Source organism: Afipia sp. P52-10 (genome assembly GCF_000516555.1).
GTDB lineage: Bacteria > Pseudomonadota > Alphaproteobacteria > Rhizobiales > Xanthobacteraceae > P52-10.
The window spans coordinates 2,582,158-2,603,061 of sequence record NZ_AZSJ01000003.1 but is presented as its reverse complement, the minus strand read 5'-3'; the positions used below and the strand labels follow the sequence as shown (position 1 = coordinate 2,603,061).

Below are 20,904 nucleotides of genomic sequence, written 5' to 3'. Positions count from 1 at the left end.
GCGCCGCAACCTCACGCGCAGCTCAGTTATCGAGGAAGCTACGCAGCTTGCGCGAGCGCGAGGGGTGCTTCAGCTTGCGCAGCGCCTTCGCCTCGATCTGACGAATACGTTCGCGCGTCACCGAAAACTGCTGGCCGACCTCCTCCAGCGTGTGGTCGGTGTTCATGCCGATGCCGAAGCGCATGCGCAGCACGCGCTCCTCGCGCGGCGTCAGCGAGGCGAGCACCCGCGTCGTGGTCTCGCGCAGGTTCGACTGGATCGCCGCATCGATCGGCAGAATCGCGTTCTTGTCCTCGATGAAGTCGCCGAGATGCGAATCCTCCTCGTCGCCGACCGGCGTTTCGAGCGAGAGCGGCTCCTTGGCGATCTTCAGAACCTTGCGCACCTTCTCGAGCGGCATGCCGAGCTTCTCGGCCAGCTCCTCCGGGGTCGGCTCGCGGCCGATCTCGTTCAGCATCTGGCGCGAGGTGCGGACGATCTTGTTGATCGTCTCGATCATGTGCACCGGGATACGGATGGTGCGCGCCTGGTCGGCGATCGAGCGGGTGATCGCCTGCCGGATCCACCAGGTCGCGTAGGTCGAGAACTTGTAGCCGCGGCGATACTCGAACTTGTCCACCGCCTTCATCAGGCCGATGTTGCCTTCCTGGATCAGGTCGAGGAACTGCAGGCCGCGGTTGGTGTACTTCTTGGCGATCGAGATCACGAGGCGCAGGTTGGCCTCGACCATCTCCTTCTTCGCCTGGCGCGCTTCGCGCTCGCCCTTCTGCACGCTGAGCACGATCTTGCGGAATTCGCCGATCTCGAGCCCGGTCAGTTCGGCCAGCGAATGAATCTCGGCGCGCAGGTCGCGGATGCGGTCCTTCTCGTGGGCGACGAAGTTCTTCCAGCCCTTGGCGGACAGCTTCGACACCCGGTTCAGCCAGCGCGGATCGAGCTCCGAGCCCGTGTAGTTGCGCAGGAAGTCCTCGCGGCTGACGCCATGACTGTCGCCGAGGCGGAACAGGCGGCCTTCGTACGAGACGAGCTTCTTGTTGATGTCATAGAGCTGCTCGACCAGGCTGTCGATGCGGAGCTGGTTCAGCCGCAGCGACTTCACCTCGGCGATGATCTCGTCCTTCAGCTTCTTGTACTTGCGCTCCTGGCTCGGCGAGAGCGTCTCGTTCTGCAGCCGGTTCTGGATGTCCTGCTCCTGCAGGCGACGCAGCTTCTTGTACTCGTTGGCGATCTTGTCGAAGGTCTCGACCACCTTCGGCTTCAGCTCGGCCTCGATGGCGGCGAGCGACATCGCGTTCTCGAACTCGTCGTCGTCCATGTCCGCTTCGGCGGCGGCCTCACCCGGATCCTTCTCGGCATCGGCAGCATCGCGCTGCGGTGCCGGGCGGAACGGCGTTGCAGCCGGCGGCGCCGCAGGCGGCGCGACATGGGTCGCCGCAGCCGACAGCGCCTGCGCCGGTGCGTCCTCGTCATCGCCCGCGCTCGCGGCGCCATCCTCGCTCGCAGCAGCCACCGCGCCGCCGCCCTTCGATTCCGGGCCGGCATAGGTCGCTTCCAGATCGATGATGTCGCGCAGGAAGATCTTGCCTTCGTTGAGTTCGTCGCGCCAGATGATGATCGCCTGGAACGTCAGCGGGCTCTCGCAGAGCCCGGCGATCATCGCCTCGCGGCCGGCCTCGATACGCTTGGCGATCGCGATTTCGCCCTCGCGCGACAACAGCTCGACCGAACCCATCTCGCGCAGATACATCCGCACCGGGTCGTCGGTGCGCTCGCCCGGCTCCGACTTCTTGGTTTCGGTGACGGCCTTCTGCGTGACCTCGACGAGATCGGTATCGGGCTCGTCGCCGTCCTCGTCCTTCTCCTCTTCGTCGTTCTCGTCGTCGTTCTCGGAGACGTTGATGCCCATGTCGGACAGCATCGCCATCACGTCCTCGATCTGCTCGGGCGAGGTCGATTCGGAGGGCAGCACTTCGTTGAGCTGATCGAAGGTGACGAAGCCGCGCTTCTTCGCCTGCTTGATCATCCGCTTGACGGCCGCGTCGGACAGGTCGAGCAGCGGCCCGGTGGGGGCGTCGGCGGCCTCCTTCTCGGGAGCCTCGGCGGGCTTCTCCACTCTCGCGACTTCCTTAACCTGCTGCGCTTTCGCCTTCGTGGCCATTCAATCGCTCCTGCAACGTGCGGTCGGCACGTCTACCTTCACTCACAGGGGGCAAGCACCGCGCCCCCAATTTGTTCATCCCAGGCCGCGCCCTTAATAACCTACCGACGCGGATAAACCAGCATGGCGGCAGGCCAGACGCGGAAATGGGCGGTGCCAAGGGCACCACCCCGATTCGATGCCCTCACTGTTTAGGGCTAGCCTCGTTAATAGAACCTTGTCCCGTTAAGCCTCGATTAACCCTGTTCTTGCGGCCAAATATCCATTTTGGCGAGTCTTTTCATGGTCCTAGACCGACAAAAAGCGCACCGCGGCCACCTCTCCTATGAACTTTTCAGCGCCCGGCCGGAGGATTCACCGAAGCCCTCGATCAGCGCTTCGGTTCCATCGACGGTTGCGAGCCGCATCTTCACGTCACGCAGCCAGCCATAATTGGAGTCGGTTGCGTCCTGGCCAAGCGCCAGTTCGGCATCTCTCAATTCCCTAAGTAGGGAATGCCACTGGTGATGCAAGGCGACGAGCTGCTTCCAGGTCGCCAAAACATCCTCGATCGCCGCCCCGCGCTGCGCCCCCCACACCGCGCTGGTCGTGATCGCGCGCTCAACCCTTTGAAGGAGTTCCGAGAATCCAGCCCGGATCAGATCGGCGCGGAGCTGCTCGCTTTGCTCCTCCGGCTCGCCATTGTGGTGATGGTCGGCGGCGAAGGCGGCAATGATCGCCGCCCGCAGCCGATGCGCCTCCGGATGCGCGAGCTCCAGCGCCGCGACCTCCTCCAGGTGCTCGTGCAGCAGCCAGGGATGGTTGATCAGGGTCTGCAGGATCAATGCCTCCCGCCGCGACAGCGCCGAGCGCTGGCCCCGCACCAGCGGGCTTGCCGCGAGCTGCGGGCTCGCCGCCTGATAGGCGCCGGGGCGGAAACCGCCGGGCCCTGGTCCCTGTGCAAAACTCCCGCCCGGACGGCCACGGCCCCCCGCGCCACTGTTCCGGCCGGAAAAACCGCCCGCCGATTCGCGCCGCTGCAGCCGGGCTCCGCCCCAGCCGCCGCCCGCGCCACCGGCGCGGCGATAGGGATCGCCCGCAGGCGCGAACAGCCGCTGCAGCCGCTCCTGCAGGTCCTGCCGATAATACTTCCGCACCACCTCGTCGCGAATGATCGCCGCCAGTTCACCGATGCGCGCCTCCAACGCCGCGCGCCGTTCCGGCGTCGCATAGGCGCCACCCTCGACCTCGCGCTGCCAGACCACGTCGGCGAGCGGCCGCGCCGCCGCGATCACCTCCTCGATCGCCGCGCGACCGCCGGAACGGGCGAGATCGTCCGGGTCCTGCCCTTCAGGCAGCAGCGCAAAGCGCAGGCTCTTGCCAGGCTTCAGCAACGGCAGCGCAATGTCGGCGGCGCGGAACGCGGCGCGCTGGCCGGCCTTGTCGCCGTCGAAGCAGAGGATCGGCTCGTCGGCCATCCGCCACAGCAACGCGAGCTGGTTTTCGGTGAGCGCGGTGCCGAGCGGCGCGACCGCGGCGGGGAAACCCGCGCCGACCATCGCGATCACATCGACATAGCCTTCGACCACCACCGGCGTTGCACCGTCATGCGCGGCCTGGCGCGCCATCGCGAGGTTGTAGAGGTTGTCGCCCTTGTGAAACAGCGGCGTCTCCGGCGAGTTCAGGTACTTCGCCGGCACGTCCTTTTCGAGCGCCCGGCCGCCGAAAGCGATGATGCGGCCGCGCGCGTCAGTGATCGGAAACATCACGCGATCGCGGAAGCGATCATACGGCACTGGAATGTCGTCGCCGTGCACCAGCAACCCCGCCTCGGCCATGTCCTCGACCGGAATGCCCGCGGCGCCGAGATGCTCCTTCAGCGCGAACTTCTCCGCCGGCGCATAGCCCATGCGAAACTTGAGCTGGGTCGCCGGATCGAGGCCGCGATCGGCGAGATAGCCGCGCGCCTTGGCGCCAAGCCGCGAGGCCAGCGTGTCGGCGAAATACTTCGCCGCGAGCTCCATCACGTCATACAGCGTCCGGCGGCGCTGCTCGCGCCGCTCCGCATCGGGCGCGGCCTGCGGGATCGGCAATCCGGCCATCTGCGCGAGCCGCTCCACCGCTTCCGGAAACGACACGCCCTCGGTCTGCATCAGGAAATCGAAGATGTTGCCGTTCTTGCCGGAGGAGAAGTCGAACCACGCCTGCTTCTGGTCGTTGACGAAGAACGACGGCGTCTTCTCCTGCTGGAACGGCGACAGCCCTTTCCACTCGCGACCGGCCTTCTTCAGCTTCACGCGCCGACCCACGACTTCCGACACCGGCAGCCGCGCACGCAGTTCGTCAAGAAATTGGGGCGTAAAGCGCATTCACCTGGCTTGTCAGCTTGGCCCGCCGCGGCAGGGCCGGTCACCAATCATGGATATAGGCTGCCTCTCGCCCGAAGCCGAGCGTTGCCGCGCTTGTCCCCGGCTATTCACAGGGGCCGACCCGCCTTGCCAAGGATTCAGGCGAACCCTGGACAAGGATTCGCACGGCTGCGCGGCAAGGAATCGTTTGCTGCTTTGCAGCATAGCAGCCTCGCGCCCGGCGGTCTTCCCCATCGATCCGCAGGGAACCACATGCAGACGACATGTCTCCGGCCGATCCAGCCCCGCTGGTCTGCTCCTCCCGGTCTGCCTGCTGCCATGCCCCACACGTCCCCTGACGCGGCGCCTGCCCCACGGCCCGCACCAAGTCCAGCTGCACCAAGCCCAACCGTCCTAAGCCGGGGCCTGATCCTGTCGCTGTCGGTGGCGGCCGGCGTCACCGTCGCCAACCTCTATTATGCCCAGCCGCTGGCGGGCCCGATCAGCCAGTCATTCGGCCTCGACCTCGCCGAGGCCGGGCTGATCGTCACAGTGATCCAGCTCGGCTACGTCGCGGGGCTCCTGTTCCTGGTGCCGCTCGGCGACCTGATCGAGAACAAGACGCTGATCATCACGACGCTGGGCGCGCTCGCTGCGAGTCTCTTGCTTGCCGCCGCGGCGCCCATAGCCGCCGTGTTCGTGCTCGCCTCGGTCCTGCTCGGCCTGACGACGACGGCGACGCAGATGATCGTGCCGCTGACGGCACACCTGTCGCCGCCGCACCAGCGCGGCCAGACCGTCGGTACGCTGATGAGCGGGCTGCTGCTCGGCATCCTGCTGGCGCGGCCGCTCTCGACATTGCTGTCGGGCTTCGTCGGCTGGCGCGGCGTCTACGTGCTGGCGACGCTGTCGATCACAGCCATCATCGCGCTGATGGCCCGCACGCTACCGCGCCGTAAGCCGGATGCAACAATGAGCTATGCGGGCCTGCTGCGCTCGCTGTGGACGATCCTGCGCACCAATCCGGTGCTGCAGCGGCGCGCGGCCTATCAGGCGCTGCTGTTCGCAGCGTTCAGCGTGTTCTGGACCGCATCACCGCTGCTGCTGCAGCAGCCGCCATTCGCGCTCGGCCCCACCGCGCTGTCGCTGTTCCTGCTGAGCGGCGTCACCGGCGCGCTGATCGCACCGGTCGCCGGGCGGCTCGCCGACAAGGGCTATGGCCGCACGGTGACCGGCGTTGCGATCCTCGCGGTTGCCTTGAGTTTCGTGCTCGCCTGGATCGGCGGCCACGGCGCAGACAGCTTCGGCACGGCCGGGCGCAACCTCGCGCTCGCCGCCCTGGTCGCCGCAGGCATCGTGCTGGACGCCGGCGTGCAGGCCAACATGGTCGCCGGCCAGCGCGCGATCTATGCCTTGCCGGCGGAGATCCGCAGCCGCCTCAACGCGCTCTACCTCGCGCTGTTCTTCCTCGGCGGCGCGGTCGGCTCCGCCGTCAGCGGCTATGCCCTCGCCCATGGCGGCATCGCCACCGTCAGCGCGATCGGCTTTGCATTCGCGCTGATCGCGGCCGGCCTGTTCGCCACCGAATTCACCGCCGCGCGCAAGCCGTGCCCGACCTGACGAGGTGCCCGGCCTACGATGCCGCTTCAATGCGCCAGGAACCGGCCCGAGGCGATCCGTGGCAGGTGCGCCACTGGACGGTTGTAGAGATAGGTCCAGGCCTCGCTGCGGCTGCCGTCGATCAGCGTGACGGTGCAGCGTCGCCGCACGAACTCGGTCGGTTCCGCGTCGGCTTCACCGCATCCTTCGTAGTCATCGAGCGCGCGCAGCAGCGCCGGCCCGCGCAGCCGGTACAGTTCGCCGAACACCTGCTCGGCGGGATCGTCCGACGGCACCATGCCGGGATAATGCCGCACGAGATAGAGACGGCCGCTGCAGCGCGCCTCGCCGACGCGATCGGCCTCGCGCGCGAGCCTGCGCGCCATCGGATGATCGTAGCCGCTCAACAGCGTACCGAAGACGAACAGGCGATCCTGCATGGTCCCTCCCAACGCGACCTGTCTTGAGGCGGCCTGTTTACAGCGCGCGCAAGCGCGGCACGAGCCAGGAAACCATGCTCCCGCTGCCTAGCAATTGAGCGATCTTTTCCCCCGCCGGGCGGGTATGCCCCGGTTGCATCGCAGCGGGCTTGCCTCAACCGCGCGGCTGCTGGCAAAGCAAAGGTGCAATCACTCGTGCCCCAGGGGACCACCATGTCGAACGCTACCTCACGAAGCCTGCAACAGGACCTGCTCGGTCTGAACAACCGGCCGCTGACCTGGCAGGCCGGCGCCGTCGTGTTCGGCACGGCGTTCCTGACCCTGTCATCCTACATCAGCGTGCCGATGATTCCGGTGCCGGTGACGATGCAGACCTTCGCGGTGCTGCTGGTCGGCGCGCTCTACGGCGCCCGGCTCGGCACCATCACCGTGCTCGCCTGGCTGCTGGAAGGCGCGCTCGGCTTGCCGGTGTTCGCCGGCGGCGCGGCCGGCATCGCTCCGTTCCTCGGCAAGACCGGTGGCTACCTGGTCGCGTTCCCGTTCGCCGCGGCGTTGACCGGCTGGCTGGTGGCGCAAGGCTGGAACGGCAACCGCGTGATGCTCGCCTTCGCAGCGATGGTGCTCGGCCATGTGGTCTGCCTCGCCGGCGGCGCGGCCTGGCTCGCGGTGCTGATCGGCGGCAAGCTCGCCTTCATGTACGGCGTGGTGCCGTTCATCGTCGGCACGGTGCTGAAGTCGGCGCTCGGCGCGGCAACGCTGAAGGCGGTCACGCATCTGACCGCGAAGCCGGCCAAGTAAGCCAACTGAAATCGTAACCACGCGAACCCCGGTGACGATCCGCCTGCGCGCCCACCACCTGCTCTGCATGCTGACCTATGTCGGCAAGGGCTACACGCCCGCCTTCACGGCGAACTACGACGTGATCGCGAAGCGGCTGGGCGGCGGCGAGGACATCCTGATCGTGGCGGGGCCGGACGACGTCTGCGCCCCGCTGCTCGCCGAAGCCAATCCCCACTGCCACCGCGCGAGCGTCATCGAGCGCGACGCGCACGCCGCCCGCGACGTCGGCGAACTGATCGGCCGGCCGGTCGCGCCCGGCACCACGCTGACGCTCGATGCGCCGCTGCTTACGCGCATGCGCGAGGGCTTCGCCGCCGGCACGACGCGGGCCGCCTGCAAGAGTTGCGAGTGGTTCAAGCTGTGCAGCCACGTTGCCGCGGGCGGCTATCCCGATGCGCGGGTCCAGAGCCGCACGCCGTGCTGACCGCCGCTCATTCGATGATGTCGGTGACGTCGTCGGTGAACACCGCGAAACGCTTCAAGCGAACGAATCCGAAACTCGTGGTCAGCGCCACGTCGGCTGCGTCGCGCCCGGTCGCCATCAGGATGCGGCCGATGCGGGGCTGGTTGTGGCGGGCATCGAACGCATACCATCGGCCGCCGAGATAGGCCTCGAACCAGCCCGAGAAATCCATCGGCAGGGCCGCGCGCGGCACGCCGATGTCGCCGAGATAGCCGGTCGCATAGCGCGCCGGAATGTTCATGCAGCGGCAGAGCGTGATCGCGAGATGGGCGAAATCCCGGCAGACGCCGCGCCGCTCGTGATAGGCGTCGCACGCGGTCTTGCCCGGGTGCGCGTGCTGGTAGCCGAACGCCAGATGCCCGTGCACGAAATCGCAGATCGCCTGGACCCGCCGCCAGCCGGGCTCGACCTTGCCGAACAGCGACCAGGCGATGTCGCCGAGCTTGTCGGTTTCGCAATAGCGGCTCGCCATCAGATAGAGCAGGCAGGCATCGGGAAGCTGCTCGACCGGCAGCTGCGGCGCCTCCAGCGCTTCCGCATCCGGCAGTCCGGTATCGGCGACGACGNCATGGCCGCGCAGGCGAATGCCGCCGGCGGGCGCCGTCAGCCGGCCGCAGACGTTGCCGAAGCTGTCGAGATAGCAGCGGATCGGCACCGGTGGATCGGTGACGACCACTTCGCGGCCGATGATGTCACCCCGGCGCGAGGGATGAATGTTGAGCAGGGTCACCAACGGCGTCGGCGCCGTCGTCTCGTAGGCGATGTCGAAGCCCACCTCGATCCGCATCGGCAAGGCATCGCGCGGCATTGCAACGGCGACGGCCGCATGCTCGGCCGCGAAATCCTGCCTGGGCTGCACAAGAGCATTCATCATAACACCGCACTTTCCTTTTCCATCAGCGCAGTTCAATGGTGGACCGTTCCGCCGCTGGACGATCGGCAGGTTGCTGCAAGACTCACCACGCCAAGACTCACCACGACACCAAGACTCACCACGCCGAGGCGAATGATTGAGGCGAATGATCGATGAGCCACCCGATGAAGGCTGATGATGTTTCAAGACTCCTGAGCGCCGACGAAGTTCCTCCAGTGCTTGAGGAAAACGTGCGCGGCGCTTCGCCGCTGCTGCTCACCTGCGATCATTACGGGCGGCTGTTTCCGCGCGCGCTCGGCGACCTCGGCGTGTCGGAGAGCGAACGGCAGCGGCACATCGCCTGGGACATCGGCATCGCCGGCGTCGTGCAGCGGCTGGCGAAGAGCCTCGATGCGCACCTGATCGCGCAGCGCTACTCGCGCCTCGTCATCGACTGCAACCGCCCGCCCGGCGTGCCGTCGTCGATCCCGGTCCTCAGTGAAGCGACGCCGATCCCCGGCAACGAAAACCTCGCGCCGGCGGCAGCCGAGGCGCGCCGCATCGCGATCTTCCAGCCTTATCACGACCGCATCGCGCAGGTTCTCGACCAGCGCGCCCGCGAACGGCAGCCGACGATCCTGCTGGCGATGCACTCGTTCACGCCGGTCTATGCCGGTGTGGCGCGGCCCTGGCACATCGGCACGCTGTACAACCGCGACAAGCGTCTCGCGACGATGCTGCTGCGGCTGCTGCATGCGGAAGGCGATCTCGTGGTCGGCGACAACCAGCCCTATGCGGCGAGCGACGCGACCGACTACGCGATCCCGGTGCATGCCGAGCGACGCGGCCTGATCCACACCGGCATCGAGATCCGCCAGGATCTGATCGCCGACGCGGCCGGGCAGCACGCCTGGGCCGAACGGCTGACGCGCATCTTCAAACAGGTGCTGGAGGAGAGCGGCGAACTCGGCCTGATCGTCGGCGATCCGGCCGATCCCGCACTGTGAGCTAGCGCGCCCGCGTCAGCGCCAGCCAGACGCCGCCGCCGATCATGAACAGGCCCGACATCCGCGACAGCAGCTGTGCCCGCCGCGCCGACAGGAACGCGCGGGCGCGGCCCGCGAGCAGCGCGTAGATCGCATCGGTGACGCCGGCCGCGACCATGAAGGTGACGCCGAGCAGCGCGACCTGGCTGAAGTGATCGCCCTTCATGTCGACGAATTGCGGGATGAAGGCGCCGAAGAACACCAGCACCTTCGGATTGGAGAGCAGCACCAGCAGCCCCTGCAGGAAGAAGCCGCCGCGTGGCGGCGCGGCGTTGTCGTCCGCGGTGAACGTCGCCTTCGCCCGGAGCATGCCGATACCGAGCCAGATCAGGTAGGCCGCGCCCGCAAGCCGCAGCCAGTCGAACCAGTAGCCCATGGTCGCCATCAGCGTCGTCAGCCCTGCGCCGACGATGGCGATGACGATCGCGAGTCCAAGCTGCGTGCCGGCGAGGCAGAGCATCGCCGCGCGGGTGCCATGCCGCAGGCCGTTGGCGATCAGCAGCGTCACGTTCGGCCCCGGCACGATCGCCAGCGCGATGCAGGCCACGACATAGGCGAGATAAAGCTCAAGGGACATTGGCGCGCTCCAGGATCGCACGCGGTTATACGGCGCGGCCGAAGCACGCGACAGCCACCGCCACGCAACGCTGGTTTCCCAGGGCCCGCCCTTGACGCTGTCGTCGAAAGCCGCTTGACATGCAACCAAATGGTTGCATATTATCCAACCCATGGACGAGGTCTTCAGGGCGCTGGCCGATGCATCCAGAAGGCAACTGCTCGACCGGCTGCACGCACGCAACGGGCAGACGCTGAACGAGCTGTGCGATGGGCTGGCGATGACCCGGCAGGCGGTGACGAAGCACCTGGGAATTCTGGAAGACGCCAATCTCGTGGCCACGATCAAGCACGGCCGCGAGAAGCTGCACTACCTCAATCCGGTGCCGATCCATCAGATCGGCGAACGCTGGATCAAGAAGTTCGAGCGGTCGAAGCTGGATGCGCTCAGCGAGCTGAAACGTCAGTTGGAGACGCGTGATGAGTAAGCCTGAATACGTCTACGTCATCTACATCCAGACCACGCCTGAGAAGGTCTGGCGTGCCCTGCAGGACCCCGAGATGACCAAGGACTACTGGGGCCGCCGCACCAACCGCTCGGACTGGCAGCAAGGCTCGCCGTGGCGACACGAAAGCTATGATGACAGCAGCGACGTCGCGGTCGCCGGCACCGTGGTCGAGAGCAAGCCGCCGCACCGTCTCGTCATCACCTGGGCGCGTCCCGACGACGTATCGAAGCCGGAGAAAACCTCCCGCGTCGCCTTCGACATCGAGGACGCGTTCGGCGCGGTGAAGCTGACCGTCACCCACAGCGAATTGGATGCGGAGATGCTGCGCGCCATCAGCGGCGGCTGGCCGGCCATTCTCTCCAGCCTGAAGACGATGCTGGAAACCGGCGCGGCGATGCCGATGACGCAGCGGTCGTGGAAAGGCTGACAGACCGGCCGACGGCCTCGTCAGAACGTTTTCCGGAGATACGCCATGCACAAGCCCGAATTCGTCTACGTCACCTACATCGAAACCACGCCTGAAAAGCTGTGGCAGGCGTTGACCGACGGCCACTTCACCGAACACTACTGGTTCGGCTACCGCTTCGACTCGAGCCTCAAGATCGGCGCGCCGACCGCCCTCGGCAAGGACGGCAAGGTCACCGACGAGGGCGTGGTGATCGAATGCGATCCGCCGAAGCGCCTCGTCTACACCTGGCACCCGCTCTACGACCCGGAGCTGGCGAAGGAGACGCCGTCGCGGGTCAGCTATGACCTCGTGCAGCACGGCGACCATGTGAAGCTCACCGTCACCCATGCAGGCTTCCCCGAGGCCAGCAAGGTGCTGCCGAGCATCGCGACCGGCTGGCCGCTGGTGCTGTCGAGCCTGAAGAGCTTCCTGGAAAGCGGCCGGCCGCTGCCGCTGTCCGTGATGCAGTCCTGACAACGCTGGAGCGTGAGCCGATGGATATCAGCCAGTACAAACCCGGCATCGTCTATTCGATCTATATCGCCGCGACACCTGACCAGGTGTGGCAGGCGCTGGTGTCGGCGGAATTCAGCCGGCAATACTTCTCCGGCCTCGCCGTCGAGGTCGAGGAGAGGATCGGCGGCGCGTTCGTGCTGCGCGCGCCCGACGGCTCGGTCCACATCAGCGGCGAAGTGATCGAGTGCGAGCGGCCGAACAAGCTGACGGTGACCTTCAACGTCAACTGGCCGGGCCTCGTCGAAGCGCTCGGCGTCGAACTGGTGCGCTACGAGATCGCGCCGGCGGGCGACACCGTGAAGCTCACCATGTCGCAACTGCACGCGCAGCCGATCAGCGATGACATCCTGTCGGGCGGCCGCGAGGGCTGGCCGGCGATCCTGTCGAGCCTGAAGAGCCTGTTGGAGACCGGCAAGGCGCTGACGATCCCGATGGCGCCGCCGCAACGCATGCTGGATGCGCTGAAGGCGCTGGGGATCACGATTCCGGGAGAGGCATAAGCCGCTTTAAGGCCAACGATTCGAGAATCGTCATTCCGGGGCGATGCGCAGCATCGAGCCCCGAATCCATATCCCCTGTTTCTGTTGGTCGGCGGGAGATATTCCTAGAAACGGCAACTAGCACCGGGCGTATGGATTCCGGGCTCGCGTCTTCGACGCGCCCCGGAATGACAGCAACACTTGTCGAACCACTTCGCAACACTCACCCCCGCGCGCGCAGCGCGCGGCGGATCACCTTGCTGGTCGCGGTCATCGGCAGGCTATCGGTGAAGGCAACGTAGCGCGGATACTCATGCGCCGAGAGCTGCACCCTGACGAACGCCTGGATCTCGCGCGCGAGATCGTCGCTGGCCGCAAAGCCCGGCCGCAGCACGATCCAGGCTTTGATCGCCTCGGTGCGGATCGGATCGGGGATGCCGACCACCGCGGCAATCGCCACCGCCGGATGCTTGATCAGCGTGTTCTCGATCTCCGAGGGGCCGATGCGATAGCCGGCCGAGGTGATGATGTCGTCGTCGCGGCTGACGTACCAGAAGTAGCCGTCCGCATCGCGGCGGCCGAGGTCGCCGGTCATCAGATAATCGCCGACGAACTTCGCCCGCGTCGCATCCGGATTGTTCCAGTAGGCGAGCAGCGTCGCCGCCGCGCTGCGATGAATGCCGATGCTGCCGGTGTCGCCATCAGCGACTTCCCTGCCCTTCTCGTCGAGGATGCGCACGTCGAATCCCGGCACCGGGCGGCCCATCGAGCCGGGACGGATCGGAAACAGCCGCGGGCAGTTGCCGACCGCGATGTTGCACTCGGTCTGGCCGTAGATCTCGTTGGCATCGATGCCGAAGGTCGCGCGCACCCAGTCCACCAGCTCGGCGCCGAGCGACTCGCCGCCGGAGATGATGCTGCGCAGCTTGACGCCCTCCGCCGTCACGTTCGCCTGCCGCATCAGCTTCAGCGCGGTCGGCGGGAAGAACACGTTGCGCACCTTGTGCTCGGCCATCAGCCGGACCGCCGCCTGCGGCTCGAACTTGCGCGCGCGGCTGGCGACGATCGGCACGCCGAAATACCAGGCCGGAAACAGCGCATCGAACAGCCCACCGAGCCAGGCCCAGTCCGCCGGCGTCCAGTAGAGGTCATCCGGCTTCGGAAAGAAGTCGTGGCACATCTGGATGCTCGGCAGGTGACCGAGCAGCAGACGATGCGCATGCAGCGCACCCTTTGGATTACCGGTAGTGCCGGAGGTATAGACGATGATGGCCGGATCTTCGGCGCGGGTCAGCGCCGGCGTGAACGCCGCCGATGCCTTCTCGATCGCCTGGCGGAACGAGGCCGCGCCGTCCGGCACCCGTGCGCCGGTCACATAGATGCGGGTCAAGGCCGGCAGCCGGTCGCGGATGCGCGCCAGCTTCTCGAAGCCTTCGGCATCGGTGACGACCACCTTCGCCGCGCTGTCGATCAGGCGAAACTCCAGCGCATCCTCGCCGAACAGCGTGAACAGCGGCACCGACACGAGGCCGGAGCGGAACGCGGCGAGATGAACCACCGGCAGCTCCATCGACTGCGCGAGGAACACGCCGACGCGATCGCCGCGCACAAGCCCGTCCGCCTGCAGCACGTTGGCGAAGCGGCCGGACAGCGCCTTCAGATCGTCGAACGAATAGCGCTGTGCCGAGCCGTCGGCGGCAACATCGATCAGCGCCAGCTTGCCGGAGCCGTCCGCATGCGCATCGACGCAAGCGGTGCCGATGTTGAAATGCTCGGGGATGTCCCAGCGAAAATCGCGATAGAGCCTGTCGTAATCGTCGGTCTCGGTGAGCATGCGGGAGAGACTAAAGCAACTGCGCCGACTCTACAATTTGGATCCCTGGCCCCGAGCGGACGGGAGCATCGCAATATCAAACATCGGTCGATCCGCGGCGCCGCAGCTTGTGCGTGAGCGGGCTCTCACGCCCCACAGGCAAAGCGCGGCCCACTCAGCTACCGGACTTCTTGCGCACGCTTCTCAAAGCGAAACATGCCGTCGTCGCCCGGCAGATCAGGTTCATGCGGGCGGTTCGGATCCGGGTGGCCGGCGTGGTAATATTCCACGATGTGGAAGCCGCAGACGTTGACGTAGAAGTGGATGTTGCGCTTTTCGAAGTAGGGAGTGTGGGTCGTCCAGACCGTTGTGTCCGGGTATGTCGCCTCAATCGCGGCCCAAGCCTTGCGGCCGATGCCACGGCCCAATTCATCGGCGCGCACGAAGAAGAAGTCGAGTGAGTTCCGCTGCGTCTCGGTATCGATCGAAACCACGGCCCCACCGACCCATCGGCCGTCCTCGAGGATTCGGTGAGCAACGGCATTCGGGGCCGTGAAGGAGGCGGCCACGTCTTCATCGGGCGGGATCGGCCCATCGTTGACCGATCCGAAGGTTTGCACGACAGCGATCGCAAACGCTTCCTGAAGATCCTTGCGGAAGCGCGGCAGGTCGGCCTTGGTCGCAAGGTCAAGTGTCACATGGCCGGTTGCCGCGGAGGCATTCATCGGCGTTCTCCAAAACTGAAACATGAGAAGGGGCAGGGAAGAGCCGCCGATCATGGCCGGGAGTTGGAAAAGTGGGCATAGCCTAGAGATCAATGACAGCGGCCCGGACGTTCAGCCGGTCAGCGCGGCCTTCACCAGCGCGCTGGCCTTGCCGAAGTCCATCTGGCCCGCATACTTCGCCTTCAGGACGCCGATCACCTTGCCCATGTCCTTCATGCCGGCCGCACCGGTCTCGGCGATGGCGGCGGCGATCGCCGCCTTGACGTCGTCCTCGCCAAGCTGCTTCGGCAGGTAGGCGGAGATCACCGCGATCTCCTCGCGCTCCTGCGCGGCAAGCTCGGCGCGGCCGCCCTTGTCGTACAGCTCCACCGACTCCTGGCGCTGCTTGATCATCTTCTGCAACAGGCCGAGCAGGTCCTCGTCAGTGAGCGGCGGTTTGCCCTGGCCGCGCGCGTCGATGTCGGCGTTCTTGATGGTGGAGTTGACCATGCGCAGCGTGGAGAGCTTGCGCTCGTCCTTGGCCTTCATGGCCTCCTTGACAGCGGTGTTGATGGCGTCGCGCAGCATGACAGTCTCCTTCGTCAGACGCACGCATGTAAGGGGTTTCGCCGCGCTTCACAACGGCTTGCGCGATCAGGGATGGGGCGTGATCCGATCATCTGATCCGAACACTGTCCGCGATCACGCAGCCAGCCAGTCCTCCAGCGCCTCGCTCACCGCTTCCGGCTGCTCGGCCGGCGCCAGATGGCCGCAGCGCGGCACGATCACGAGCTTGGCGCCGGGAATGAGGTCCGCCATCTCCCGCGAATACTCGTTGGAGATCGAGCGGTCCTGATCTCCCGACAGCACCAGCACCGGCACGCGGATGTCCTTCAGGAACGGCCGCGAGTCCTTGCGCGCCATGATCGCCGCCTGCTGGCGTAGGAACGCCTCCGGGCCTGCGTCCTCGCGCGTCAGCCGCGCCATCTCGATCAGCTCCGGGTCCTCCGCGCGCGAGGGATGCACGCTGACGGGGAAGTTCGCCGCCTGCATCTCCGCATAGCGGCCGGCCTTGGTCTCGGCGATCCGATGCAGCCGCAGCGCCGTGGTCTCCGGCGCATCGAGCCGCGCCTGGGTGTTGAGCAGCGCCAGCCGGGTGATCCGCTCCGGCGCCTGGCGGATCATCTCCAGCACGATGTAGCCACCCAGCGAATGGCCGATCAGCGCAAAGCGCGGCGGCGCTTCGTCCAATGCCCGTTTCGCCATCGCCGCGATGGTGTCGTCGCGGGTCTGGTTGATCACCATCACCGAACCGTGCCGCCAGAGCGTCGGCAGGATCGCCAGATGGTTGCGGACCGAGCTGCCCAGGCCTGGAACGAGCACAATCGGCAGGTCGGGCATGGGCGGGCTCCGTTTTCGACAGAAATCGACAAGGTCGCGGTTGCTCCAACGAGCATAGGAGGCCGGAAACTTGTGTCAAATCATGCGTTTTTCATCAGGCATGTTGACAGTTTGCGGCAATGCGGAAAGTCGACATTGACGCAGAAAGTCAACAGGGACTATGAGGTGAGCTCATGACACAAAATGACGCTGCATCAGCCTGGCCGGAACCGAAACCGACCGCGCTCCTCGTGCTTGCCGACGGCACCGTGCTGGAAGGCTTCGGCCTCGGCGCGGAGGGCTTCGCGGTGGGCGAAGTCTGCTTCAACACGGCGATGACCGGCTATGAGGAGATCCTCACCGATCCCTCCTATGCGGGCCAGATCATCACCTTCACCTTCCCGCATGTCGGCAATGTCGGCACCAACGAGGAGGACATCGAGGCGCTGAACATGGCGGCGACGCCGGGCGCGCGCGGCGTCATCCTGCGCGCCGACATCACCGATCCGTCGAACTACCGCGCGACGCGCCACCTCGACCAGTGGCTGAAGGCGCGCGGCATCATCGGCCTCGCCGGCATCGACACCCGCGCGCTGACCGCGCTGATCCGCACCAAGGGCATGCCGAACGCGGTGATCGCCCATGCCGCCGATGGCACGTTCAACCTCGACAGCCTGAGGCAGGAAGCGCGCGAGTGGCCGGGGCTCGAGGGCATGGACCTCGTGCCGATGGTGACCAGCGGCCAGCGTTTCGTCTGGGACGAGACGCCGTGGGAATGGGGCAAGGGTTTCGGCCGGCAGGACAAGCCGGAATTCAACGTGGTGGCGATCGACTACGGCATCAAGCGCAACATCCTACGCCTGCTCGCCGGCGAAGGCTGCAAGGTCACCGTCGTTCCGGCGACCACCCCGGCGGAGGACATCCTGGCGCTGAAGCCGGACGGCGTGTTCCTGTCGAACGGCCCCGGCGATCCGGCGGAGACCGGCAAGTATGCGGTGCCGGTGATCAAGCAGGTGATCGAGTCCGGCGTGCCGACGTTCGGGATCTGCCTCGGTCACCAGATGCTCGGCCTCGCGCTCGGCGGCAAGACCGTGAAGATGCATCAGGGTCATCACGGCGCGAACCACCCGGTGCAGGACATGACCACCGGCAAGGTCGAGATCACCTCGATGAACCACGGCTTCGCCGTGGATAAGGATTCGCTGCCGAAGAACGTGCAGCAGACGCATGTGTCGCTGTTCGACAACTCGAACTGCGGCCTCGCGCTGACCGACAAGCCGGTGTTCTCGGTGCAGTATCACCCGGAGGCTTCGCCGGGCCCGCGCGACTCGCACTACCTGTTCAAGCGCTTCACGGATTTGATGCGCAAGCGCAAGGCAGCGTAAGCGGCTCTTCAGGGCTTGTGCCGCAGGCTCGGCCTTATCCTGGGGAAACCGCTTAGCGGCCGTCGCGACGGATGAGGCCCGTGTGGCCTTGCATCGTCGGCCTCATGGTTCGCGATGGTCCTGCGGACCTCCTCACCACCATGAGGATTGAGCTCAGAATGAGATTGAGGTCGGAGACTGCGTCCTCAAGCTGGGTCGTCACGCCAGCGCCAGCAGCTTCGTCCGCACCGTCTTCAAAATCTCGTCGGACAGCGCACGGTCCGCGATCGTCGCCCGCGCCAGCACCAATGCGCCGACCATCGTTGCAACGTTGGCGATCGCCGATGCGCGCTGCTCGGCCGAGAGCGGCTTGCCGCCACTCATCGCCACCACGCTCAGCATCTGCTCCACACCCTGCTTGAACGCCTGCTGCAACGGCGCGCCGGCGCGCTGCGCCTCGCCGCCGAGCAGCGCGATCGAGCAGCCGGCGCCGGGCTCGTCGCGATGCAGCCGCGAGACATAAGCCTTCATCAGCCGCTCGAACGCGGCCCGTTCGTCCAAGCCCTCGGTCAGCGCGAGCCAGCCGGCCATGGAGTCGGCCAGCGCGTGCGAGACCGCGGCCGCGGCCAGCGCCTCCTTCGAGTCGAAATGGCTGTAGACCGCCCCGTGGGTCAGCCCGGCCGCGGCGGCCACCGCATCGATGCCGACGCCGGCCAGCCCCTCCTCGCGGAACAGACGCGCGGCTGCGGCGACGATCCGCGCCCGGTTCTGCGCGGCTTTTTCCTTGGTGATGCGCATGCAGCCTCCCGCTGGGATGTCGCGTCGCGGCCCCGGCGAGCCCTTCGGGCTCGACCACCGCATGGCTGGCCTTCCGGCAGGCCGATGGACAGGGTGCGATTTATTCGTTACGAACGTAATCATAATCAGCCAGCCAGGATGTTGCAATCATGAACGTGTCGCCGCCGAAGGACATCGCCGCGCTGCTGCAGGAGGAGCGCCGCTACGACGTGGTGCCGCCGCAGGTGCTGGCCTCGATGTCCGGCCTCGCCTTCATGCAGGCGATGCTGGACGGCAAGCTGCCGGCACCGCCGATCACCCGGACGATGAACTTCCTGATCACCAAGGTCGAGAAAGGCTATGCGCGCGCCGAGGCGATCCCCTCGTTCGACTTCTACAACCCGATCGGCTCGGTGCATGGCGGCTACGCGGCAACGCTGCTCGACACCGTGCTCGGCTGCTCGGTGCATACGACGCTGGAGCAGGGCCAGGGCTATACGACGCTGGAGTTCAAGGTCAGCCTGGTGAAAGCAATCACCAAGGACACCGGCCCGATCCAGGCCGAGGGCCGGGTGATGACCGCCGGCCGCCGGGTGGCGACCGCCGAGGCGCATTTGCGTGACGCATCAGGCCGCCTGCTGGCGCACGGCACCACCACCTGCCTCGTGTTCGATCTGCCGACGGGATCGGCCCCCGGCAAGGGTTAGGGCGGATCATTTTCCGGGGCGCGATCCCTCTCACGTCCCGCTTCGCCCGCCGCAAGGCGGGCGCTTTTTTTGTCATAACGCTGCGCGGGTGACCCTGACCAGAACGGCAGCCGCCGGGTGCGATCAGCGCGCGTTGTCTCCTTGGGCGCGGCTCGCCTCGAACAGGAACCACACCCGCTTCTCCGCCGCGTCGATGAAGTTCTCCAGCAGACTCGCGGTGGCGGTGTCGTCGTATTTGTCGGCGATCTCGTGCGCCTCACGCATCGCCTTCACCACCTTCTTGTTGTCGTTCATCAGCTCGCGCAGCATGTCGATGGCCGGCACGAACGCCTCGTCGTTGTCCTCCAGCGTCTGCAGCTTGCCGATCTGGCCGATCGAGCGCAGCGTGGTGCCGCCGATCTTGCGCACGCGCTCGGCGATCTCGTCGGTGGTGCCGAGGATCTCGGTCCCCTGCTCGTCGAACATCAGGTGCAGATCGCGGAAGTGCGGCCCCGAGACGTGCCAATGGAAGTTCTTGGTCTTGAGGTAGAGCGCGAAGGTATCAGCCAGGATGGTGTTCATCGCCGCGCTGATCTTGTCCACGCCCTCCTGCGACAGGTCGGTGGGGGTATCGAGCGCGGCGGCAACCTTTTCTTTCGACGCAAGTTTGACGGGCTTGTTCACGGTGGAAATTCCTTCGGTTGTGACGCTTGCGGTTGTGACGCTTGCTGCCGGTGTCAGCACCGGCGATGGACATAACGCTGCAGGGGCCTTAACGTCGCAATCCTAGCAGGAGTTCCGGCATCGGAACCTGGATTTCCTCAAATCAGGATCCCCTCATCAACCAATCCCGGCCGCGCCGCTAGCACGCCGCCAATCGCATCCGCCCGACCGCCATTCCCGATCATTGCCCCGCACACAACAGCTCCACGACGGCCTTATGTCAGAGAAAGACTGGATCAGCTTCTGGAACTCGCAGCACTCGATTTACGTCAACGCACGCCACCTCGACCTGCACTATCGCGACGTCGCCGACCGCATCCTCGATCTGCAACCGGCCGGCGACGCCAGGGTGCTCGACTTCGGCTGCGGCGAGGCGCTGCATGCGGACCGGGTCGCGGCGCGCGTCGGGCGGCTGTGGCTCTGCGAGGCCGCCTCGCGGGTGCGCGACAGCATGCGGAGCCGGTTCGGCGCAGTGGCAAACATTGCGGTGATCAGCCCGGAGGAGCTTGCGGCCCTGCCGGATGGATCGCTCGATCTGATCGTGGCGAATTCGGTGGCGCAATATCTGACGCGGGACGAACTCGACGCGCTGTTGCGGCGCTGGCGGGTGCTGCTCGCGCCGCACGGCCGGCTGGTGCTGGCCGACGTGATCCCGCCCGGCGTGAGCCCGGCCTCGGACGCGCTGGCGCTGCTGCGTTATGCGTGGCGCAACGGTTTTCTCACCGCGGCGATCGGCGGACTGATCCGCACCGTGCTGTCGCCCTACCGCCGCATCCGCGCCGAGCTCGGCGTCACCACCTATTCGGAACAGGAGATCGTCGGCCGCATCAATGCGGCGGGCTTCGCCACCGCGCGGCTGCCGTTCAATTTCGAACATCAGCCGGCGCGGCTGTCGTTCGTCGCGACGCCTGCGCCTCCAACGGTCAAGGGTTAACCATAGCCGCAGGTCACCCGTCGCCCGGGTAGCGACTCGTTAGGAGACGCGAGTAAAAATAAAGACGGCCCGGTGGCGGAACGTCTACGCAAAGAGCCCTGCACGGTTCTTAATCCTGGTTAAACTCCAGGCCGGGCCTCCAACTCCCTTCCCATCCTCCCCAGGCGCTGGCCGGCGCCGGTGAACATGCTGAACATGCTGGTGGATTGGCCGTTTTAGCCCTTCCCCACCCCGCCGTTCTGGTCTAGATACGGCCCGCGCAAGGTTCGACCCTGGCGCGGGGGTTTCGC

At 66.3% G+C, this 20,904-nt stretch carries 22 protein-coding genes; 11 read left to right on the top strand and 11 right to left on the bottom strand.

What is annotated here, in order from left to right:
• Positions 1-22: 22 nt before the first annotated feature.
• Positions 23-2,158 (bottom strand): RNA polymerase sigma factor RpoD, encoded by a 2,136-nt coding sequence (gene rpoD, locus X566_RS13575; protein WP_034467076.1) that lies wholly within the window; start codon positions 2,156-2,158, stop codon positions 23-25.
• 323 nt (positions 2,159-2,481) lie between these two features.
• Entirely contained in the window at positions 2,482-4,506 is a 2,025-nt protein-coding gene (gene dnaG / locus X566_RS13570) for a DNA primase (protein WP_034467073.1), read from the bottom strand.
• Positions 4,507-4,824: 318 nt separating this feature from the next.
• Between dnaG and X566_RS13565 the strand changes: the two genes are divergently transcribed.
• Positions 4,825-6,105: an MFS transporter gene (locus X566_RS13565; protein WP_034468618.1), complete on the top strand. Its 1,281-nt coding sequence runs from the start codon at positions 4,825-4,827 to the stop codon at positions 6,103-6,105.
• Positions 6,106-6,131: 26 nt separating this feature from the next.
• On the opposite strand, the gene X566_RS13560 is transcribed toward X566_RS13565, so the two are convergent.
• The gene (locus X566_RS13560; RefSeq protein WP_034467069.1) at positions 6,132-6,524 is read right to left on the bottom strand and encodes a gamma-glutamylcyclotransferase; all 393 of its coding nucleotides are present in this window, start codon (positions 6,522-6,524) and stop codon (positions 6,132-6,134) included.
• Between the two features lie 213 nt (positions 6,525-6,737).
• Here X566_RS13560 and X566_RS13555 point away from each other — a divergent pair, with 213 nt between their 5' ends.
• Entirely contained in the window at positions 6,738-7,322 is a 585-nt protein-coding gene (locus tag X566_RS13555) for a biotin transporter BioY (RefSeq protein ID WP_034467067.1), read from the top strand.
• Positions 7,323-7,353: 31 nt separating this feature from the next.
• Positions 7,354-7,788, top strand: a complete 435-nt coding sequence (locus tag X566_RS13550) for a DUF1284 domain-containing protein (RefSeq protein WP_034467057.1) — start codon at positions 7,354-7,356, stop codon at positions 7,786-7,788.
• 7 nt (positions 7,789-7,795) lie between these two features.
• On the opposite strand, the gene X566_RS13545 is transcribed toward X566_RS13550, so the two are convergent.
• Positions 7,796-8,614 carry a transglutaminase family protein gene (locus tag X566_RS13545; RefSeq protein WP_034468616.1) on the bottom strand — a complete coding sequence of 273 codons (819 nt, stop codon included), beginning with the start codon at positions 8,612-8,614 and terminating at the stop codon, positions 7,796-7,798.
• Positions 8,615-8,853: 239 nt separating this feature from the next.
• Between X566_RS13545 and X566_RS13540 the strand changes: the two genes are divergently transcribed.
• Positions 8,854-9,687 (top strand): N-formylglutamate amidohydrolase, encoded by an 834-nt coding sequence (locus X566_RS13540; RefSeq protein ID WP_152539871.1) that lies wholly within the window; start codon positions 8,854-8,856, stop codon positions 9,685-9,687.
• A 1-nt stretch (position 9,688) separates the two neighbouring features.
• On the opposite strand, the gene X566_RS13535 is transcribed toward X566_RS13540, so the two are convergent.
• A complete protein-coding gene (locus X566_RS13535) occupies positions 9,689-10,303 on the bottom strand; it encodes a LysE family translocator (protein ID WP_034467055.1) in 615 nt (204 codons plus the stop codon).
• 151 nt (positions 10,304-10,454) lie between these two features.
• Between X566_RS13535 and X566_RS13530 the strand changes: the two genes are divergently transcribed.
• From X566_RS13530 to X566_RS13515, 4 genes are read left to right on the top strand one after another with little or no spacing between them, the layout of a single operon-like run.
• Positions 10,455-10,769: a helix-turn-helix transcriptional regulator gene (locus tag X566_RS13530; protein WP_034467053.1), complete on the top strand. Its 315-nt coding sequence runs from the start codon at positions 10,455-10,457 to the stop codon at positions 10,767-10,769.
• Positions 10,762-11,217, top strand: a complete 456-nt coding sequence (locus X566_RS13525) for an SRPBCC family protein (RefSeq protein WP_034467050.1) — start codon at positions 10,762-10,764, stop codon at positions 11,215-11,217. The genes X566_RS13530 and X566_RS13525 overlap by 8 nt, the downstream gene beginning before the upstream one ends.
• Before the next feature lie 45 nt (positions 11,218-11,262).
• Positions 11,263-11,712 (top strand): SRPBCC family protein, encoded by a 450-nt coding sequence (locus tag X566_RS13520; protein ID WP_034467047.1) that lies wholly within the window; start codon positions 11,263-11,265, stop codon positions 11,710-11,712.
• A gap of 20 nt (positions 11,713-11,732) precedes the next feature.
• Positions 11,733-12,254 carry an SRPBCC family protein gene (locus X566_RS13515; RefSeq protein ID WP_034467043.1) on the top strand — a complete coding sequence of 174 codons (522 nt, stop codon included), beginning with the start codon at positions 11,733-11,735 and terminating at the stop codon, positions 12,252-12,254.
• A 202-nt stretch (positions 12,255-12,456) separates the two neighbouring features.
• Here X566_RS13515 and X566_RS13510 read toward each other — a convergent pair whose 3' ends face one another.
• From X566_RS13510 to X566_RS13495, 4 genes are all read right to left on the bottom strand, one after another.
• Positions 12,457-14,067 carry an acyl-CoA synthetase gene (locus X566_RS13510; protein WP_034467041.1) on the bottom strand — a complete coding sequence of 537 codons (1,611 nt, stop codon included), beginning with the start codon at positions 14,065-14,067 and terminating at the stop codon, positions 12,457-12,459.
• A 158-nt stretch (positions 14,068-14,225) separates the two neighbouring features.
• Entirely contained in the window at positions 14,226-14,771 is a 546-nt protein-coding gene (locus tag X566_RS13505) for a GNAT family N-acetyltransferase (RefSeq protein WP_034468611.1), read from the bottom strand.
• A gap of 111 nt (positions 14,772-14,882) precedes the next feature.
• Positions 14,883-15,338 carry a GatB/YqeY domain-containing protein gene (locus X566_RS13500; protein ID WP_034467038.1) on the bottom strand — a complete coding sequence of 152 codons (456 nt, stop codon included), beginning with the start codon at positions 15,336-15,338 and terminating at the stop codon, positions 14,883-14,885.
• A 114-nt stretch (positions 15,339-15,452) separates the two neighbouring features.
• On the bottom strand, positions 15,453-16,151 hold the full coding sequence (locus X566_RS13495; protein ID WP_034467036.1) for an alpha/beta fold hydrolase: 699 nt from the start codon (positions 16,149-16,151) through the stop codon (positions 15,453-15,455).
• 173 nt (positions 16,152-16,324) lie between these two features.
• On the opposite strand from X566_RS13495, the gene carA reads away from it, so the two are divergent.
• Positions 16,325-17,515, top strand: a complete 1,191-nt coding sequence (gene carA / locus X566_RS13490; protein WP_034467033.1) for a glutamine-hydrolyzing carbamoyl-phosphate synthase small subunit — start codon at positions 16,325-16,327, stop codon at positions 17,513-17,515.
• 198 nt (positions 17,516-17,713) lie between these two features.
• On the opposite strand, the gene X566_RS13485 is transcribed toward carA, so the two are convergent.
• The gene (locus X566_RS13485; RefSeq protein WP_034467030.1) at positions 17,714-18,292 is read right to left on the bottom strand and encodes a TetR/AcrR family transcriptional regulator; all 579 of its coding nucleotides are present in this window, start codon (positions 18,290-18,292) and stop codon (positions 17,714-17,716) included.
• Positions 18,293-18,441: 149 nt separating this feature from the next.
• Here X566_RS13485 and X566_RS13480 point away from each other — a divergent pair, with 149 nt between their 5' ends.
• Entirely contained in the window at positions 18,442-18,978 is a 537-nt protein-coding gene (locus tag X566_RS13480; RefSeq protein WP_051444075.1) for a PaaI family thioesterase, read from the top strand.
• 123 nt (positions 18,979-19,101) lie between these two features.
• Here X566_RS13480 and X566_RS13475 read toward each other — a convergent pair whose 3' ends face one another.
• On the bottom strand, positions 19,102-19,641 hold the full coding sequence (locus X566_RS13475) for a DNA starvation/stationary phase protection protein (RefSeq protein WP_034468606.1): 540 nt from the start codon (positions 19,639-19,641) through the stop codon (positions 19,102-19,104).
• A gap of 256 nt (positions 19,642-19,897) precedes the next feature.
• On the opposite strand from X566_RS13475, the gene X566_RS13470 reads away from it, so the two are divergent.
• Positions 19,898-20,614, top strand: coding sequence for a class I SAM-dependent methyltransferase (locus X566_RS13470; RefSeq protein ID WP_034467028.1), 717 nt, complete (start codon positions 19,898-19,900; stop codon positions 20,612-20,614).
• The last annotated feature ends 290 nt before the right edge of the window (positions 20,615-20,904 follow it).

Coding starts and splice junctions, on each gene's coding strand:
- rpoD (WP_034467076.1), bottom strand. CDS start 2,158: ATGGCCACGAAGGCGAAAGCGCAGCAGGTTAAGGAAGTCGCGAGAGTG.
- dnaG (WP_034467073.1), bottom strand. CDS start 4,506: ATGCGCTTTACGCCCCAATTTCTTGACGAACTGCGTGCGCGGCTGCCG.
- X566_RS13565 (WP_034468618.1), top strand. CDS start 4,825: ATGCCCCACACGTCCCCTGACGCGGCGCCTGCCCCACGGCCCGCACCA.
- X566_RS13560 (WP_034467069.1), bottom strand. CDS start 6,524: ATGCAGGATCGCCTGTTCGTCTTCGGTACGCTGTTGAGCGGCTACGAT.
- X566_RS13555 (WP_034467067.1), top strand. CDS start 6,738: ATGTCGAACGCTACCTCACGAAGCCTGCAACAGGACCTGCTCGGTCTG.
- X566_RS13540 (WP_152539871.1), top strand. CDS start 8,854: ATGAGCCACCCGATGAAGGCTGATGATGTTTCAAGACTCCTGAGCGCC.
- X566_RS13535 (WP_034467055.1), bottom strand. CDS start 10,303: ATGTCCCTTGAGCTTTATCTCGCCTATGTCGTGGCCTGCATCGCGCTG.
- X566_RS13530 (WP_034467053.1), top strand. CDS start 10,455: ATGGACGAGGTCTTCAGGGCGCTGGCCGATGCATCCAGAAGGCAACTG.
- X566_RS13525 (WP_034467050.1), top strand. CDS start 10,762: ATGAGTAAGCCTGAATACGTCTACGTCATCTACATCCAGACCACGCCT.
- X566_RS13520 (WP_034467047.1), top strand. CDS start 11,263: ATGCACAAGCCCGAATTCGTCTACGTCACCTACATCGAAACCACGCCT.
- X566_RS13515 (WP_034467043.1), top strand. CDS start 11,733: ATGGATATCAGCCAGTACAAACCCGGCATCGTCTATTCGATCTATATC.
- X566_RS13510 (WP_034467041.1), bottom strand. CDS start 14,067: ATGCTCACCGAGACCGACGATTACGACAGGCTCTATCGCGATTTTCGC.
- X566_RS13505 (WP_034468611.1), bottom strand. CDS start 14,771: ATGAATGCCTCCGCGGCAACCGGCCATGTGACACTTGACCTTGCGACC.
- X566_RS13500 (WP_034467038.1), bottom strand. CDS start 15,338: ATGCTGCGCGACGCCATCAACACCGCTGTCAAGGAGGCCATGAAGGCC.
- X566_RS13495 (WP_034467036.1), bottom strand. CDS start 16,151: ATGCCCGACCTGCCGATTGTGCTCGTTCCAGGCCTGGGCAGCTCGGTC.
- carA (WP_034467033.1), top strand. CDS start 16,325: ATGACACAAAATGACGCTGCATCAGCCTGGCCGGAACCGAAACCGACC.
- X566_RS13485 (WP_034467030.1), bottom strand. CDS start 18,292: ATGCGCATCACCAAGGAAAAAGCCGCGCAGAACCGGGCGCGGATCGTC.
- X566_RS13480 (WP_051444075.1), top strand. CDS start 18,442: ATGAACGTGTCGCCGCCGAAGGACATCGCCGCGCTGCTGCAGGAGGAG.
- X566_RS13470 (WP_034467028.1), top strand. CDS start 19,898: ATGTCAGAGAAAGACTGGATCAGCTTCTGGAACTCGCAGCACTCGATT.